Origin of the sequence: Clostridium kluyveri DSM 555 (assembly GCF_000016505.1) — a bacterium.
Taxonomy (GTDB): Bacteria; Bacillota; Clostridia; order Clostridiales; family Clostridiaceae; genus Clostridium_B; species Clostridium_B kluyveri.
The window spans coordinates 848,940-866,078 of the sequence record NC_009706.1 but is presented as its reverse complement, the minus strand read 5'-3'; the positions used below and the strand labels follow the sequence as shown (position 1 = coordinate 866,078).

At 32.6% G+C, this 17,139-nt stretch carries 19 protein-coding genes and 1 other annotated feature; all 19 genes read right to left on the bottom strand.

The genetic code is table 11. From position 1 onward, the window contains the following. Positions 1-7: 7 nt before the first annotated feature. A complete protein-coding gene (gene radC / locus CKL_RS04240; RefSeq protein ID WP_012101243.1) occupies positions 8-694 on the bottom strand; it encodes a RadC family protein in 687 nt (228 codons plus the stop codon). A 14-nt stretch (positions 695-708) separates the two neighbouring features. Next, the gene (locus CKL_RS04235) at positions 709-1,287 is read right to left on the bottom strand and encodes a Maf-like protein (RefSeq protein WP_012101242.1); all 579 of its coding nucleotides are present in this window, start codon (positions 1,285-1,287) and stop codon (positions 709-711) included. A gap of 11 nt (positions 1,288-1,298) precedes the next feature. Then, positions 1,299-1,559, bottom strand: a complete 261-nt coding sequence (locus CKL_RS04230) for a DUF4321 domain-containing protein (protein ID WP_012101241.1) — start codon at positions 1,557-1,559, stop codon at positions 1,299-1,301. Positions 1,560-1,737: 178 nt separating this feature from the next. Then, complete coding sequence (locus CKL_RS04225) at positions 1,738-2,418, bottom strand: hypothetical protein (RefSeq protein ID WP_012101240.1); 681 nt, start codon at positions 2,416-2,418, stop codon at positions 1,738-1,740. A 58-nt stretch (positions 2,419-2,476) separates the two neighbouring features. Continuing rightward, positions 2,477-2,989: a GNAT family N-acetyltransferase gene (locus tag CKL_RS04220; protein ID WP_011989423.1), complete on the bottom strand. Its 513-nt coding sequence runs from the start codon at positions 2,987-2,989 to the stop codon at positions 2,477-2,479. Between the two features lie 159 nt (positions 2,990-3,148). Continuing rightward, on the bottom strand, positions 3,149-4,051 hold the full coding sequence (gene thrB / locus CKL_RS04215) for a homoserine kinase (RefSeq protein ID WP_011989422.1): 903 nt from the start codon (positions 4,049-4,051) through the stop codon (positions 3,149-3,151). Positions 4,052-4,189: 138 nt separating this feature from the next. After that, positions 4,190-5,431, bottom strand: a complete 1,242-nt coding sequence (locus CKL_RS04210; RefSeq protein ID WP_011989421.1) for a homoserine dehydrogenase — start codon at positions 5,429-5,431, stop codon at positions 4,190-4,192. A 77-nt stretch (positions 5,432-5,508) separates the two neighbouring features. Beyond that, positions 5,509-5,802, bottom strand: a binding site (T-box leader). 81 nt (positions 5,803-5,883) lie between these two features. Further along, positions 5,884-6,321, bottom strand: a complete 438-nt coding sequence (locus tag CKL_RS04205; protein ID WP_011989420.1) for an ACT domain-containing protein — start codon at positions 6,319-6,321, stop codon at positions 5,884-5,886. A 218-nt stretch (positions 6,322-6,539) separates the two neighbouring features. Next, a complete protein-coding gene (locus tag CKL_RS04200) occupies positions 6,540-7,088 on the bottom strand; it encodes a BMC domain-containing protein (RefSeq protein WP_011989419.1) in 549 nt (182 codons plus the stop codon). Between the two features lie 17 nt (positions 7,089-7,105). Further along, positions 7,106-8,434: a 4Fe-4S dicluster domain-containing protein gene (locus tag CKL_RS04195; protein ID WP_011989418.1), complete on the bottom strand. Its 1,329-nt coding sequence runs from the start codon at positions 8,432-8,434 to the stop codon at positions 7,106-7,108. Between the two features lie 219 nt (positions 8,435-8,653). After that, complete coding sequence (locus CKL_RS04190; protein WP_011989417.1) at positions 8,654-9,202, bottom strand: BMC domain-containing protein; 549 nt, start codon at positions 9,200-9,202, stop codon at positions 8,654-8,656. 17 nt (positions 9,203-9,219) lie between these two features. Further along, positions 9,220-10,545, bottom strand: coding sequence for a 4Fe-4S dicluster domain-containing protein (locus CKL_RS04185; RefSeq protein WP_011989416.1), 1,326 nt, complete (start codon positions 10,543-10,545; stop codon positions 9,220-9,222). A 70-nt stretch (positions 10,546-10,615) separates the two neighbouring features. Further along, positions 10,616-11,164: a BMC domain-containing protein gene (locus CKL_RS04180; RefSeq protein WP_011989419.1), complete on the bottom strand. Its 549-nt coding sequence runs from the start codon at positions 11,162-11,164 to the stop codon at positions 10,616-10,618. Positions 11,165-11,181: 17 nt separating this feature from the next. After that, positions 11,182-12,510 carry a 4Fe-4S dicluster domain-containing protein gene (locus CKL_RS04175; RefSeq protein WP_011989418.1) on the bottom strand — a complete coding sequence of 443 codons (1,329 nt, stop codon included), beginning with the start codon at positions 12,508-12,510 and terminating at the stop codon, positions 11,182-11,184. A gap of 118 nt (positions 12,511-12,628) precedes the next feature. After that, positions 12,629-13,177 (bottom strand): BMC domain-containing protein, encoded by a 549-nt coding sequence (locus CKL_RS04170; RefSeq protein ID WP_011989417.1) that lies wholly within the window; start codon positions 13,175-13,177, stop codon positions 12,629-12,631. A 17-nt stretch (positions 13,178-13,194) separates the two neighbouring features. After that, positions 13,195-14,520, bottom strand: coding sequence for a 4Fe-4S dicluster domain-containing protein (locus CKL_RS04165; RefSeq protein WP_011989416.1), 1,326 nt, complete (start codon positions 14,518-14,520; stop codon positions 13,195-13,197). A 292-nt stretch (positions 14,521-14,812) separates the two neighbouring features. Next, positions 14,813-15,094 carry a EutN/CcmL family microcompartment protein gene (locus CKL_RS04160; protein WP_011989415.1) on the bottom strand — a complete coding sequence of 94 codons (282 nt, stop codon included), beginning with the start codon at positions 15,092-15,094 and terminating at the stop codon, positions 14,813-14,815. A gap of 33 nt (positions 15,095-15,127) precedes the next feature. Beyond that, complete coding sequence (locus CKL_RS04155; protein ID WP_011989414.1) at positions 15,128-16,078, bottom strand: flavoprotein; 951 nt, start codon at positions 16,076-16,078, stop codon at positions 15,128-15,130. Between the two features lie 60 nt (positions 16,079-16,138). Then, complete coding sequence (eutJ, locus tag CKL_RS04150) at positions 16,139-17,137, bottom strand: ethanolamine utilization protein EutJ (RefSeq protein WP_011989413.1); 999 nt, start codon at positions 17,135-17,137, stop codon at positions 16,139-16,141. Positions 17,138-17,139: the final 2 nt, after the last annotated feature.

The following is a 17,139-nucleotide window of genomic DNA, read 5'->3' as shown; positions in this document are numbered from 1 at the left end:
TTCAACCTCACAAAATTCCTTTTTCTTTTAAACTGATAAATATTCCATTTCCTATTATTAAATGATCAACTAATTGTATTCCTAAAAGCTCACCACACTTTTTTAATCTAAAAGTTACGTTTACATCTTCATTACTAGGTGAGGGATCTCCAGAAGGATGATTATGACATAGAATTATAGAAGCACTATTCTTTTTTATGGCATAAAAAAATATTTCTCTTGGATGCACTATAGATGAATTTAAAGTCCCAATAAATACATTTTTAATTCCTATAACCATATTTTTTGTATTTAACAGAATGACTTTAAGATGTTCCTGCTTCATCCCTCTCATTTCTTCCATAACAAGTACTGCAGCATCTTGAGGACTGCATATCCTATAGTCATCCCCATCTTTGTAGGACTTAAACCTCTTTGACAGCTCCGCCATAGCAAGTATCTTAGCTGCCTTAGCCTTTCCCACCCCTGAAATACTCACAAAATCCTCTAAATCAGAATTAAAAATTCCATTTAATCCCCCATTATCTTTTATTATTCTGTTACTTAAAGATACTATATTCTCACCTTTAATGCCTGTTCCAAGTATTACTGCTAGAAGTTCTGAATTAGATAACGCTTCCGAACCATATCTAAACAGCCTTTCTCTTGGTCTTTCATTTTTGGGCAAATCCATAATCTTTAAATTATCTTTCATTTTAAATCTCCCTATTATAAATTTACCCCCATCCCACTTAACATATTATACAACTTATTTAAAGGTAATCCTACTACATTATAATAACACCCATGAATTTCTTTTACAAAAACTCCCCCATAACCTTGAATGCCGTAGGCTCCTGCCTTATCTTTGTATTCTCCCTTTTTTAAATAATTTTTTATACATCTATCATCTATTTCAGAAAATTTTACAGTAGTACGTACAAAACTTTTAACTGTTTTATGTAAAACCTTATCCATTATCGCTATACCTGAGTATACATCATGTTCATTTCCACTTAATGCTTTCAACATATGAAATGCTTCTTGTATATCTCTTGGCTTTCCCATTACTTTTCCTCTTAAAAACACTGCGGTATCACATCCTATAACTATTGAACTCTCATTCGTTAGTTTTCTACAAACATCTTTTGCCTTACCTTCAGCCAGTTTCATAACATAGGATTCACATCTCCCTTGAAATACCACAGAGTCTTCATCAAAATCACTTACCACTACTTGAAAATTTTCTATTAATCTACTTAAAAGTTGTCTTCTTCTACTAGAAGCTGAAGCCAATACAATTTTCACGTCATCACTTCCTAATATTTTCTATACAACATAACAGCTATGATTATACCTATTACAGTCATAATATTTATACTGAAATTTATACCTAAAGTTAGAACCATAACTTTGAGATTTAATACGACTGGATCTGTCATCCCTATTGAATAAAAATTTTTTAAAAAACTTAAAAAACTAAAATTATTTCCAATGGCATCTCCTATAAGACTGCCACATATGGCTCCTAAGAATATGAAAAACCATATAAAACTTTTACTTTTTCCGGCCCCTTTCATATAAAATCCCCTACCTTAACAATATATCTTATATAGTTTATCATTTAATAAAACCATAAACAAGTAAATATATTATTGTTAAAAAAATTTTTTAAATTATATATAAAAATGGCAAGTATTAGTAAGAATCTCCTATACTTGCCATGCTTTTTCACATTTATTTATGAGCAACACTTAATTAACTAGAACTTATTTTTTTTAATACATCAAATATGTAAATATAATTTTGTTCACCATCTTTTTTTTCAATTTCTCCTGGAAGCTTATTTATATATTCTTTTAGTTCTTTTAAAATTAACTTACTATTGTTGTCACCGTCATTTACATCTTTTAAAGAAGCACACCATTTTTTTAATTCATCTGTTTTTATAGATTTTACATCACTTTCTGAGAGTTTATTTAATATCTTAAGATTCGCATTTATTATTTCTGTTACTTCTACATTATACAAATCATTTTGATGTATAGTAAATACTATTTTTGTATTATCTATATTCTTTTTCGTAAGGGAATCCATAATACCTTTTGCATTTTCCTCAGTATAAATACCCATGCAAACTCTCGTCTTATCTGAATCTGTTACAGAAAAGGAAACTCCATAGTTAGACAGTAAATTTTTTTGCGTATCTGCATTATTCTTATCCTTATAGACTCCACCTTGAATAGCTACAAATTTCACATACTTATTACTAGAATCAGAAATTTTTATATCATTTGAACTAAAGCCAGCTGTATTTTTCACAATTACTTTAAATACAAAAGTTCCAATTATAAAAGCAAGAAAAAATATCATTAATAGCGAAACCACAAAAATCTTAAAACCATTTTGCTTTTTTAAATCATATCTTGTGTATCTCATCTTTTCACCCCTACTCATAGTATTCCTATATATTATTATTATAGGGGAGAGAAAAATATTACTGTGATACACCAATTTTTTTCATAAGCATCATATCTATATGTCTTCCGTTGACATTATAAAAATCCTTTACTATTCTTGTAAGATTAAATCCTATATTTTTCCAAAAAACTATGTTGTTTGTTTCATCTTTAATTACCCTAGCAAAAAAAATATTTACTCCATATCTTCTATTAAAATAATTCATTAAATATTTTATTATATCAATACGTAAATCCTCATTATTGCATATATTATCTAAATAAAAAAACCATATCCAAAGTTCATTTTGTTTTTTAAATTCAACTCTTCCTTTCAAAATACCTGCTAACTTTTCACTCTTTTCTATTTTAAAAAAGAATTCACATTCACTTATATAACTTTCTAAAAATCTATTTTTTAATTCTTCCAGAGTAGATTCTTCTTTCAAAAAAACCTTATTGGTTTCCATCCATTTTTGTATTCCAATTAAATCTTTTTCTTCCACACTTGAGATTTTCATATCTTTAAACTTTATGTTAACATCTAACATAATTCCACCTCTTTATATTCATCTATGAATTTTAAATTCTACATAAATAATTAAATCCCTTTATTTTAAATATATTGAATAAACTATAAATAAAAATATCTTATTTATCTATAAAAGTAAAAAGTAATATACTAAAGAGGTATATTTTATATTATAATATTAGATCTTAACAATTCTAACTCCTTCTAAATCTGGTTCAAGTAAAATTACATTCCATTTATCTTGTAGTCCACTTAAATACCTTTTAATAGATATAACAAATTCATCCTCATTTTTATTCAACACAGCCATAAGTGTAGATCCTGAGCCACTTATAAACTCACCTATAGAACCAAATTCCACTGCCTTTTTAAAGATATCATCAGAATTTTTTATTAAATTTTTTCTATAAGGCTGATGAATTTTGTCCTGAAAACATGTCCTAAGCTTATCAAATTCCCCATTGTAAAGAGCACTTACAAGCATAGCACATCTTGATATATTAAATATACATTCTTCTTTTAAATAAGACTTAGGTAAAACCTTTCTAGAAAGAGCCGTATTTACCTGAAAAGATGGTATCATGGCCACAAACTTTAACTGCTTAGGCAAATCTATCTTTGAATATTTTATATCCTCTCCCGTCTTCAAAGATACTACCATGCCACCTACCATTGCAGGTACTACGTTATCTGGGTGGCCCTCTATTTTAGTAGCTAGGTCAATCATATCCTTTAACTCTAATTTATTTCCCATAATCTCATTTGCTATCTTTATACCTCCAACTATACAAGCGGAACTACTTCCAAGTCCTCTAGAGATAGGTACATCACACTTAACTACATTAATTTTAAATCCTTTATAAGAATATCCTCCTTTATTCATGGTTTCTATTATACTTTTATATATAAGATTGTTTCCAAAATCCTCTTCAGATTTTAATCCATTATTATATATTTGTGTTTTTCCATTTATTTCTTCCACTTCAATTTCATTATATAACTTTAAGGCCATACCCAAAGTATCAAATCCCGGTCCCATATTTGCAGTAGTAGCTGGTATTCTTACTTTCACTTTAGCCATATTCAACTTCCTCCCAATTGATAAAATATTTTTTATAAAGATACCTTGGAAAACAAATTCTGCCAGTAATTATTAATCAACGGATACTATGTAACTAGACTAGTATAATAAGCTAGTCATTCATTTTGGATAGACTTTTTAGTGTAAAATCAACAATTTTTTAACATCACAGGCTTCTCCTTCTGATTTAACTTTCTCAATATAATTATCTATACAGACCTCATTATCTGCATTTACAAAAGCTACCACTTCTTCTTTATTTCCTGAAAAAGTACTGGATAAAATATAACAACTCTTAAAACTCGAAGATATACCCTGTATAATTTTTACTCGATTTTGTGTCTTTACTCTAAGAAACCACTTTCCCTTCAATCCCCAGCTCTTATCTATTTCTGCCTTTTCACTGCTAAAAGTAATACATTTTTTTCTCTTCTGTTTAACTATATCCGCTATATCTGCAAATACCGCACTGGCAGTAGGAAACATTCCTGCGCCCTTTCCTGAAAACATAACATCTCCCACAGCATCTCCTTCTACCAAAATAGCGTTATACTCGTCCTCAATTTTCCCAAGAACAGAATCTTCTTTTACCATAACAGGCATAACTGTAGCATATATATGTTTACTGCCTAGTTTACTAATTCCCATTAATTTTATACTGCATTTCTCCATCTTAGCATATTTAAAATCATATTCATCAATTTCTGTAATTCCCTCTATGTTTATATCCTTCCAGTCTACCCTCCTATTGTAGGCAATTGTAGATAAAATTGAAAGTTTTCTAGCCGCATCATATCCCTTCACATCTGATTCTGGATTGGCTTCTGCAAATCCTAATTTTTGTGCAAGTTCCAGCGCTTCTGTGTAGCTCATGCCATTATGATTCATTTTAGACAATATAAAATTAGTAGTACCATTCAATATGGATTTTATGCTTTTTATTTCATTTCCTACAAGACATTCATTTATTGATTTAAGTATAGGTATTCCTCCCCCTACACTAGCTTCAAAATGAATAGTAACTCCATTTTTCTTTGCTATTTGTAAAAGTTCATAACCATATTCCGCAATTAAATCTTTGTTAGCTGTAACCACATGCTTTTTCATATTTAAAGCCCTTTTTACATATTCATAAGATGGATCAAGTCCCCCCATAGCTTCAACTATGATGTCCACTTTTTCTTTAAAAATATCATCTATATCTTCTGTTAAAAGTTCTTTGTTTTTATTATCTATATGCTTACTAATATTTCTAACTAAAATTTTTGATAATACCAATTCTTCATTTAATTCATCCTTGAATTTATCTCTATTTCTAAATATAAGTTCAGCTACACCACTACCTACTACACCATATCCAAGCATTGCTATATTAATCATATTATCGCCCTCCTTTTTATTTAACACTTTCAAACAAATAATTAATTCCCTTGTTATCAAAACAAAAAACTCTTCCCACATGGGACGAGTTTTATCGCGATTCCACCCAAATTAACAGTAATATTTAATTAAAATTATTTAATACACATACCCCAAATCATGTGTATTAATAGATAATATTATACTTATTACAATTTTTATACTGTTATCTCCATATCCATAACGCAGATCTGCGGAAATACCTAATAAGAATTTCAGTATACAACTCAAAGGTGGTTTTCAATAATTCTTCCTCAAGGAATATTTCAGCCACGGAATTCCTCTCTCTTTAAAGTAGTTTATTATTTACTCTTCCTTTTCATAGTTTTATTTATATATAATTTCAAACAGATAAGTCATTAAAGGTATTCAACATAACTACATATATGTATAGATATTATTAAACATCTTTTTTACTCTACTGCAGCTAAATTTACCTTTATAACACTTTTTAAGGTTCTTATATCTTCCATCAACTCGTTAACTTCAACCTCTAGCTGAGAAGCATCAAAAGTTATAGATACATTAGCGGCATTATTAATAGGTATATCTTGATTTATAGTAAGTATATTTCCTTTCTTCTGAGCTATATTATCAAGTATTTTCGATAATGTTCCTGCCTTATGAGCTAAAGTTAATCCCAGAGTTATTTTATGCCCTGCCACGCTTTCAGACAAGGTAAAGACTGAATCCCTATATTTATAATAAGTACTTCTGCTTATACCTACTTGTTTTACTCCTTCTGATATATCCTTCACATGGCCAGTTCTAAGAAGTTCCTTTACCTTTACCACTTTGTCAAACACATCAGGAAGTATGCTAGTATCAATTATAAGAAATTTATTTTTCATAACTTCACACCTTGTCCGCAATTGAAAGACATATGTTTTTCAATTGAATATATGAATTATATTACCACATATAAAATAAATATTCAATAACTTTATAAAAAATTTTACTGCAAAATTAAATTCCAGTAAAATAAATGGTTCATTTTACTGGAATTTAATTTAAAATATTCTCTGTTTTAATCTTTATAGTTATTAAAATTCACTTTATTCTTGATATTCTATAACAAATGTGGCAGCAAATCTCTGTTTGGTCCAGATACAACTTCACTGTTTACAAGCATTCCAGTTTCAAGTGAAACATTAACTCCAGCTTCTATTGCATTCTTAACTGCACTTACATCTCCTGTAAGAGTTACAAAAGATTTTCCGCCCATTCCCATTCCTAATCTAACTTCTATAAGCTGTACATCTGCAGCTTTAGCTGCCGCATCTGCTGCAACAATTCCTGTTGCCACACTAAAGAATTCCATAACTCCTAAATCCTTTAATTTTACAACACCTGTAGCCTCATTTACTGCAGGAATTACCTGTTCATGAACATTTGGAAGCAATAACTTGTCTACTACATGTTTTCCTCCTATGCTCACTGCTGCCTCTATTGAAGCTGTAACAGCTCCTACATTTCCTGTAATCAATACAATGTATTTACCAGGACAAATAGTTTTTGCCAACAGTAATTCAACTTCTGCTGCCTTTATCATGGCATCTGCTGTCTTTATTCCCCTAGCTATACTGTTTAACTCTATCATTCCTATAGTTCTTATCATGGTTATCACCTCAACCCTTAAATAGCTTTTATGACTACATTTTCATTTACTTCAACAACAGTTCCGTCGATGCTGGCATGTACATTTGTTCCCATTTTTCCTTCGTCTATTGCCCCTATCATCTGTCCTTTTTTAACCACATCTCCTACTTTTACAACTGCTGTAGATGGTGCACCTATACCCTGTTTCAAAGGGACACTTACCTGTGCTGGTACCAACTCTTCATTTTCTTTATATGGTTGTCCCTTATACTTATTCATTCCAAGTCTTGTTATAAGCATACCTGTAGGAACTTTTCTGAATTCTCTCTGAGGATCTCCTGTGAATACATCTGTTTTATTCTTCCATTTTATACCTTTAGCTCCAAACTGAGCTTTTACATATCCATTTATACGTCTTGGAGATAACCCATTTGGACATGCATACATTTCACATACTCCACACTGGCAGCACATTATTGCTTCCTTGAGAACTTCTTCATCGTTTCTCCCTAATGCCATAGTTCTCATTATTTTATGTGGGTGTAGTGGATGTCCAATTTGATATCTAGGACATAATTCTGTACAATAACGGCATTGTTCACAGGCTGCTTTTGCTCTGTGTACCATTTCCTCTATAGTAAGTCTTTCTCTTGCAGCTACATAATGATCCTTTGGAATTACTATAATTCCCCCGTTAGTTTTTGTAATAACTGTGTTTTCTGCTTCCTCTTTTGAGATTTTCTTTCCCATCATAGGTCCGCCCATTATTACTACGTAGTCGCCTAATGTGGCTCCACCGCATTTTTCTATACATTCTGTAACTTTTGTACCTATAGGAACTTTAACTATGGCAGGACTTGCCACTTCTCCTACAACAGTTACATATTTGTATGTAACGGGCTCATCCTTAAGAGCTTCAAATACATTAAATACTGTACCTACATTTGATACCACTGCTCCTACAGTTGAAGGTATTGCTCCTGGTGCTATTGTCTTCCCTGTTACTTCATAAACCAGTATCTGCTCATCCCCTGCAGGATAAAAACTTCTGTTTAAAAACAGTTCTACTGAAGAATTTAACTTCTTTATAGAATTTGTAAGTGCATCTATTTCATTATAATAAACGTTCTTTAAACCTATTACAATTTTTTCTGCCCCTAATGATTTTCCTATTATCTCTGTTGCTCCTACTATTTCATCACTGTGATTTCTCATCAAATATTTATCTGACTGTAATAGCGGCTCACATTCTAAAGCATTTACTATGAAATATTTAACTTTGGTATTCAGCTTTACATGAGTAGGAAATCCTGCTCCTCCAGCTCCTATAATACCTGCATCTTTAACTTTTTTTAGTAAATCCATCATTACACCTCTCTTAACCCTAAAGGTTGTAATATTTATACTACCGTATTCACATTATTGTAAATGTTGTATGTCATATCCTCCAAAGCCTATTTCTGCATAAGAAGGTGCATTCTTAACAAATATAGTAGTATCTATTTTTTATTTTTAGCTAAATCTATAATATTAGATTATATTACATCCCTATAAATTATCGTGTTTAATATAATTTTATATATCTTACAATAAATATTGTAATAAATCTTTGCTTGGTCCGGATATAACTTCACTATTTACAAGCATTCCAGTTTCAAGTGAAACATTAACTCCAGCTTCTACTGCATTCTTAACTGCACTTACATCTCCTGTTAAAGTTACGAAGGATTTTCCTCCTACTCCAACTCCCATTCTAACTTCTATAAGCTGTACATCTGCTGATTTAGCTGCTGCATCTGCTGCAACTATACCTGTTGCTATACTGAAGAACTCCATAACTCCTAGGTCTTTTAATTGTGAAACACCTGTTGCTTCATTTATTGCAGGAATTACCTGTTCATGTACATTTGGAAGTAATAACTTGTCTACTACATGCTGTCCTCCTATACTTACTCCCGCTTCTATTGAAGCTGTAACAGCTCCTACATTTCCTGTAATCAATATAATGTATTTTCCTGGACAAACAGTCTTTGATAAAAGCAGCTTTACTTCTGCAGCCTTTACCATGGCATCTGCTGTTTTTATTCCTTTCGCTATACTATTTAACTCTACCATTCCTATAGTTCTTACCATGATATCACCTCAACTTTTTATATAGCCTTTATGACTACATTTTCATTTACTTCTACAACTTCGCCTTTAATGCTGGCGTGCACATTTGTTCCCATTTTTCCTTCGTCTATTGCACCTACCATCTGTCCTACTTCCACTACATCTCCTACAGAAACTATTGCTGTAGATGGTGCTCCAAGTCCCTGCTTCAATGGAATACTTACCTGTCCTGGGACTAATTCTTCTCCCTCTTTAATTGACTGTCCTTTATATTTACTCATTTTTAATCTTGCGATTAATCTACCTGTTGGTATTCTCTTTTCTTCTCTCATTATTCTGCCTTCAAATTGGTCTGTTTCATTCTTCCATTTTATACCCTTTGCCATCATCTGTGCTTTAACATATGCATTCATTCTCCTTGGTGACAATCCCATAGGACATGCAAACATTTCACACACTCCACATTGACAGCATATTATTGCTTCTTTAAGTGCTTCATTTCCTTCAGCCAAAGCTATGCCTCTCATTACCTTGTGTGGATGCAATGGATGTCCAATTAAGAATCTTGGACACATATCTGTACAATAATGACATTGTATACAGGATGATTTTGCCTTGTTTATCATGTGATCTATTGATATTGATTCTTTTTGCTGTATAAGATGGTTCCTTGGAATTACTATAATTCCTCCATTAGTCTTTGTAATAACTGTGTCTTCTGCTTCCTCTTTTGAAAGCTTCTTTCCCATCATAGGTCCACCCATTATTACTGTATAGTCATCTACTGTAGTGCCCCCACATTTGTCTATACATTCCATAACTTTTGTTCCTATTGGAACTTTTATGATTGAAGGGTTTCCTACTTCTCCTATAACAGTTACATACTTATATGTAACCGGTTTATCATTAATAGCATCAGCAATATTAACTACTGTACCTACATTTGATACCACTGCTCCTACGCTTGAAGGTATTCCTCCTGGTGGTATTGTCCTTCCTGTTACTTCATAAACCAATACTTGCTCATCACCTGCAGGATAAAATGCTTCACTTAAAAATAACTCTACTGTTGAATTCAATTTGTTTATGGACTTTTTAAGTGCTTCTATTTCAGTATGGTAAGCTGCTTTTAAGCCTATTACAGCATGTGCTGCTCCAATTGCTTCCCCTATTTTCTGTACTGTCTCTACTATTTCGTCACTGTAATTTCTCATCAAATATTTATCTGACTGCAGCAATGGTTCACATTCCAAACCATTTACTATGAAATATTCAACTTTAGTATTCAGTTTTACATGAGTCGGAAATCCTGCTCCTCCAGCTCCTATAATACCTGCATCTTTAATCTTTTTTAGTAAATCCATCATTACACCTCTCTTAACCCTAAAGTGTTGTAATACTATACTACTCTACTTATATTATTCCTTACATATTCTATAACAAATGTGGCAGCAAATCTCTGTTTGGTCCAGATACAACTTCACTGTTTACAAGCATTCCAGTTTCAAGTGAAACATTAACTCCAGCTTCTATTGCATTCTTAACTGCACTTACATCTCCTGTAAGAGTTACAAAAGATTTTCCGCCCATTCCCATTCCTAATCTAACTTCTATAAGCTGTACATCTGCAGCTTTAGCTGCCGCATCTGCTGCAACAATTCCTGTTGCCACACTAAAGAATTCCATAACTCCTAAATCCTTTAATTTTACAACACCTGTAGCCTCATTTACTGCAGGAATTACCTGTTCATGAACATTTGGAAGCAATAACTTGTCTACTACATGTTTTCCTCCTATGCTCACTGCTGCCTCTATTGAAGCTGTAACAGCTCCTACATTTCCTGTAATCAATACAATGTATTTACCAGGACAAATAGTTTTTGCCAACAGTAATTCAACTTCTGCTGCCTTTATCATGGCATCTGCTGTCTTTATTCCCCTAGCTATACTGTTTAACTCTATCATTCCTATAGTTCTTATCATGGTTATCACCTCAACCCTTAAATAGCTTTTATGACTACATTTTCATTTACTTCAACAACAGTTCCGTCGATGCTGGCATGTACATTTGTTCCCATTTTTCCTTCGTCTATTGCCCCTATCATCTGTCCTTTTTTAACCACATCTCCTACTTTTACAACTGCTGTAGATGGTGCACCTATACCCTGTTTCAAAGGGACACTTACCTGTGCTGGTACCAACTCTTCATTTTCTTTATATGGTTGTCCCTTATACTTATTCATTCCAAGTCTTGTTATAAGCATACCTGTAGGAACTTTTCTGAATTCTCTCTGAGGATCTCCTGTGAATACATCTGTTTTATTCTTCCATTTTATACCTTTAGCTCCAAACTGAGCTTTTACATATCCATTTATACGTCTTGGAGATAACCCATTTGGACATGCATACATTTCACATACTCCACACTGGCAGCACATTATTGCTTCCTTGAGAACTTCTTCATCGTTTCTCCCTAATGCCATAGTTCTCATTATTTTATGTGGGTGTAGTGGATGTCCAATTTGATATCTAGGACATAATTCTGTACAATAACGGCATTGTTCACAGGCTGCTTTTGCTCTGTGTACCATTTCCTCTATAGTAAGTCTTTCTCTTGCAGCTACATAATGATCCTTTGGAATTACTATAATTCCCCCGTTAGTTTTTGTAATAACTGTGTTTTCTGCTTCCTCTTTTGAGATTTTCTTTCCCATCATAGGTCCGCCCATTATTACTACGTAGTCGCCTAATGTGGCTCCACCGCATTTTTCTATACATTCTGTAACTTTTGTACCTATAGGAACTTTAACTATGGCAGGACTTGCCACTTCTCCTACAACAGTTACATATTTGTATGTAACGGGCTCATCCTTAAGAGCTTCAAATACATTAAATACTGTACCTACATTTGATACCACTGCTCCTACAGTTGAAGGTATTGCTCCTGGTGCTATTGTCTTCCCTGTTACTTCATAAACCAGTATCTGCTCATCCCCTGCAGGATAAAAACTTCTGTTTAAAAACAGTTCTACTGAAGAATTTAACTTCTTTATAGAATTTGTAAGTGCATCTATTTCATTATAATAAACGTTCTTTAAACCTATTACAATTTTTTCTGCCCCTAATGATTTTCCTATTATCTCTGTTGCTCCTACTATTTCATCACTGTGATTTCTCATCAAATATTTATCTGACTGTAATAGCGGCTCACATTCTAAAGCATTTACTATGAAATATTTAACTTTGGTATTCAGCTTTACATGAGTAGGAAATCCTGCTCCTCCAGCTCCTATAATACCTGCATCTTTAACTTTTTTTAGTAAATCCATCATTACACCTCTCTTCCCCCTGAAATGTCGTAATATTTATATTACTTTTACTATTAATTATATACTTCCCTCCAAAGCATTTCTGCATAAGAAGGTGCATTTCTAACAAATTTAAAACTTACAATAAATATTGTAATAAATCTTTGCTTGGTCCGGATATAACTTCACTATTTACAAGCATTCCAGTTTCAAGTGAAACATTAACTCCAGCTTCTACTGCATTCTTAACTGCACTTACATCTCCTGTTAAAGTTACGAAGGATTTTCCTCCTACTCCAACTCCCATTCTAACTTCTATAAGCTGTACATCTGCTGATTTAGCTGCTGCATCTGCTGCAACTATACCTGTTGCTATACTGAAGAACTCCATAACTCCTAGGTCTTTTAATTGTGAAACACCTGTTGCTTCATTTATTGCAGGAATTACCTGTTCATGTACATTTGGAAGTAATAACTTGTCTACTACATGCTGTCCTCCTATACTTACTCCCGCTTCTATTGAAGCTGTAACAGCTCCTACATTTCCTGTAATCAATATAATGTATTTTCCTGGACAAACAGTCTTTGATAAAAGCAGCTTTACTTCTGCAGCCTTTACCATGGCATCTGCTGTTTTTATTCCTTTCGCTATACTATTTAACTCTACCATTCCTATAGTTCTTACCATGATATCACCTCAACTTTTTATATAGCCTTTATGACTACATTTTCATTTACTTCTACAACTTCGCCTTTAATGCTGGCGTGCACATTTGTTCCCATTTTTCCTTCGTCTATTGCACCTACCATCTGTCCTACTTCCACTACATCTCCTACAGAAACTATTGCTGTAGATGGTGCTCCAAGTCCCTGCTTCAATGGAATACTTACCTGTCCTGGGACTAATTCTTCTCCCTCTTTAATTGACTGTCCTTTATATTTACTCATTTTTAATCTTGCGATTAATCTACCTGTTGGTATTCTCTTTTCTTCTCTCATTATTCTGCCTTCAAATTGGTCTGTTTCATTCTTCCATTTTATACCCTTTGCCATCATCTGTGCTTTAACATATGCATTCATTCTCCTTGGTGACAATCCCATAGGACATGCAAACATTTCACACACTCCACATTGACAGCATATTATTGCTTCTTTAAGTGCTTCATTTCCTTCAGCCAAAGCTATGCCTCTCATTACCTTGTGTGGATGCAATGGATGTCCAATTAAGAATCTTGGACACATATCTGTACAATAATGACATTGTATACAGGATGATTTTGCCTTGTTTATCATGTGATCTATTGATATTGATTCTTTTTGCTGTATAAGATGGTTCCTTGGAATTACTATAATTCCTCCATTAGTCTTTGTAATAACTGTGTCTTCTGCTTCCTCTTTTGAAAGCTTCTTTCCCATCATAGGTCCACCCATTATTACTGTATAGTCATCTACTGTAGTGCCCCCACATTTGTCTATACATTCCATAACTTTTGTTCCTATTGGAACTTTTATGATTGAAGGGTTTCCTACTTCTCCTATAACAGTTACATACTTATATGTAACCGGTTTATCATTAATAGCATCAGCAATATTAACTACTGTACCTACATTTGATACCACTGCTCCTACGCTTGAAGGTATTCCTCCTGGTGGTATTGTCCTTCCTGTTACTTCATAAACCAATACTTGCTCATCACCTGCAGGATAAAATGCTTCACTTAAAAATAACTCTACTGTTGAATTCAATTTGTTTATGGACTTTTTAAGTGCTTCTATTTCAGTATGGTAAGCTGCTTTTAAGCCTATTACAGCATGTGCTGCTCCAATTGCTTCCCCTATTTTCTGTACTGTCTCTACTATTTCGTCACTGTAATTTCTCATCAAATATTTATCTGACTGCAGCAATGGTTCACATTCCAAACCATTTACTATGAAATATTCAACTTTAGTATTCAGTTTTACATGAGTCGGAAATCCTGCTCCTCCAGCTCCTATAATACCTGCATCTTTAATCTTTTTTAGTAAATCCATCTATTACACCTCTCTTCCCTCTAAAGTGTTGCAATATTTATATTACTATTATGACATTATACTTCATTTTCTAAGTTCAGTAAAGAAATTTACAACTGTTAATCCTTTACTTATATTAGCACCACAATATTATAAAAATATCACACAACCTTCACTTGCAAATACAATGGGTAAATACAATAAAGAGCACTTTTAAAAAATAAAGTAATATATATTCTACTCATACACAATGTTATTTAAGAATATATTTACTAAAATCAACTATATAAAACATTATTTTGAAAAGGATGCATTAAATCAAACTTTCGTTCCACTCAACGGAATCTACAATCCCCACAATTGAAGCATCTGTTGGTATATCTATAGTATTGCTTGCTTTTCTTGCTCCACTTCCTGTAACCACAATAACAATTTCGTTAATGCCGGCACCTACTGTATCTATAGCAACCATAGGTTCAGTTTGTATTATATTTTCTTTTTCATCTAGTTTTTTAACTATTAGAAGTTTATTTCCTATGAGCTTTTCATGCTTTTGAGTAGAAACAACGTTTCCCACTACTTTAGCTAAAAACATATTTATTCTCCTTTTCTTAAAATTTCTCAGCTATTAACAATACCTTACAGTTATATCATTATTTTTTATATAATCTTTTGCTAAAGGAGTTATTAAAGCACCTTCTTTTACATTAATTTCTTTACACCCGTGAGCATTTTGCATAATATCTTTCATTGTTATAATCCCCGATAACATTCCTTTGTCTTCAACTACTTTTGGTTCATTTGAACTTGTATCTGAAGATACCTTTGGAATCTCACAAACTGTTGGTGTGTCTTTTACTTTTTCTACAGTATTACTTGCTTGTTGTTGTACAGTATTGTTTACTGGCTTCATATTTCCGAGTCTGCTATTTATTTGTTTTTCTACTATAGCACTGATCAGATCTTCCATATTCTCTTTATTCACAGGCTCACTCTTTTCCTCACCATGTACAGTCCTGTGATTTATAAGAACACATTTTTCTTCTATTGCTTTCTTCAAGTTATTTCCTTCTACAAAATTAATTCCTAAACTACTCAAAGTATCCTTGTAATTCAATATAAATTTATTATATGCTTTATTTTTATTAAGTCCTAAAGACACATTTGTAGGATTTTCTGGATCAAAACTATCTGTTACTGCAATTATTTCTTTATCCATCATAAGAGCTTCTGCTATCCCCGTAGTAACTAAGTTATCTTGTATTCCAACCGCACACTTAGACAATGTGTTTCTAGTCATTACAGGTATTACTATTAAATCATCTGCTTTTAAAGCACCACTCAATTCTTCTTTAGATTCTATCATCTTTCCTTTTAAACTACTAATGTAACTTTCTGGAATAACACTTTTGGCATTTTCTGTCATAACTATATCGTATTTTATAATGCCCATGGAAGAAAGAGATTCAAATATTTCTTTTAAGTTGACTTCTCCTCCAGATATAAACAAAAGTGCTCTCTTGTTTAACATATTTACAATTTGAGTAACTATAGGCCTTAGTAAATCTTGAATATCCATTTACTCACCTCACTTATTTTTAAGTCATTTAACCCCTAGCCGCACTTTATAGAATATTTCCTAACTGAATTTAGTATCATTCATAGCAATTCCCATAGGTGTTACTAAAAGGGGATCATGTGGTTTAATAGTTTTTATACCTGTATACTTTTCAAATATCTTTTCTATATCTTTTAGACAACAGGTTCCTCCAACCAGATAAATTTCATTTACATTAAATCCCTTAATATGCTGAACAACTATATCTGCCATCTTTTCTACTACTGGTCTTACCAATGTAAACACTCTATTATAATTTTTCATATCAACTTTATATTTTTCCGCCGCTTCATAATCCATCTGAAGTGCTCCAGCTACAACTAAACTTAAATGATGTCCTCCCGTAGGTTCATCTGCTGAATACACTACTTCTCCATCTTGTAATATGGATATTCCCGTAGTTCCACCACCTACATCCACCACTGCACCATTTTTTATTTTTAAAACTTCAGAAGCCGCAGTTGGCTCATCTACTACATTACTTACTTGAAATTCTGCTGCTTCTACCACATTTTGAATAACTTTTGTATTCCCTGTACTTATTCCTGGAGGTATAGCTGTAGCAGCATACAATAATTCTCTATTTAAAGTACCCTCCAATTTACCTTTTAATTTTCTGAGTATAGTCACAGCATTTAGATATTCAACAACTATACCATCTCTAACTACATTTGCAGAAAATAATTCTCCTGCCACTGGTTTATTTTTCTCATCTAATACTGCTACAACAATATTAGAAGTACCTAAATCTACTCCAACCTTTAATTTATCATCTTTTCCCACTGCCCTAGGCTTTTTCATGACTTTTTCCATATCCATTATGAATGCATTAGCATCATCTAATATACTTTTTTTAGCTGGTTTCTTAGGTACGCTTTTTTCTTTTGAGACTTCTTTTGAATTCTGTTTTGGCGTTTCTTCTGAAACTTCCTTTGGAGTTTCTTTAGGCACATCACGTTTTGAAGATTTCTTAGGTGGATCATTTACTCCTAATAAAATTCTTGAAAGCTTTCTTGCCAATA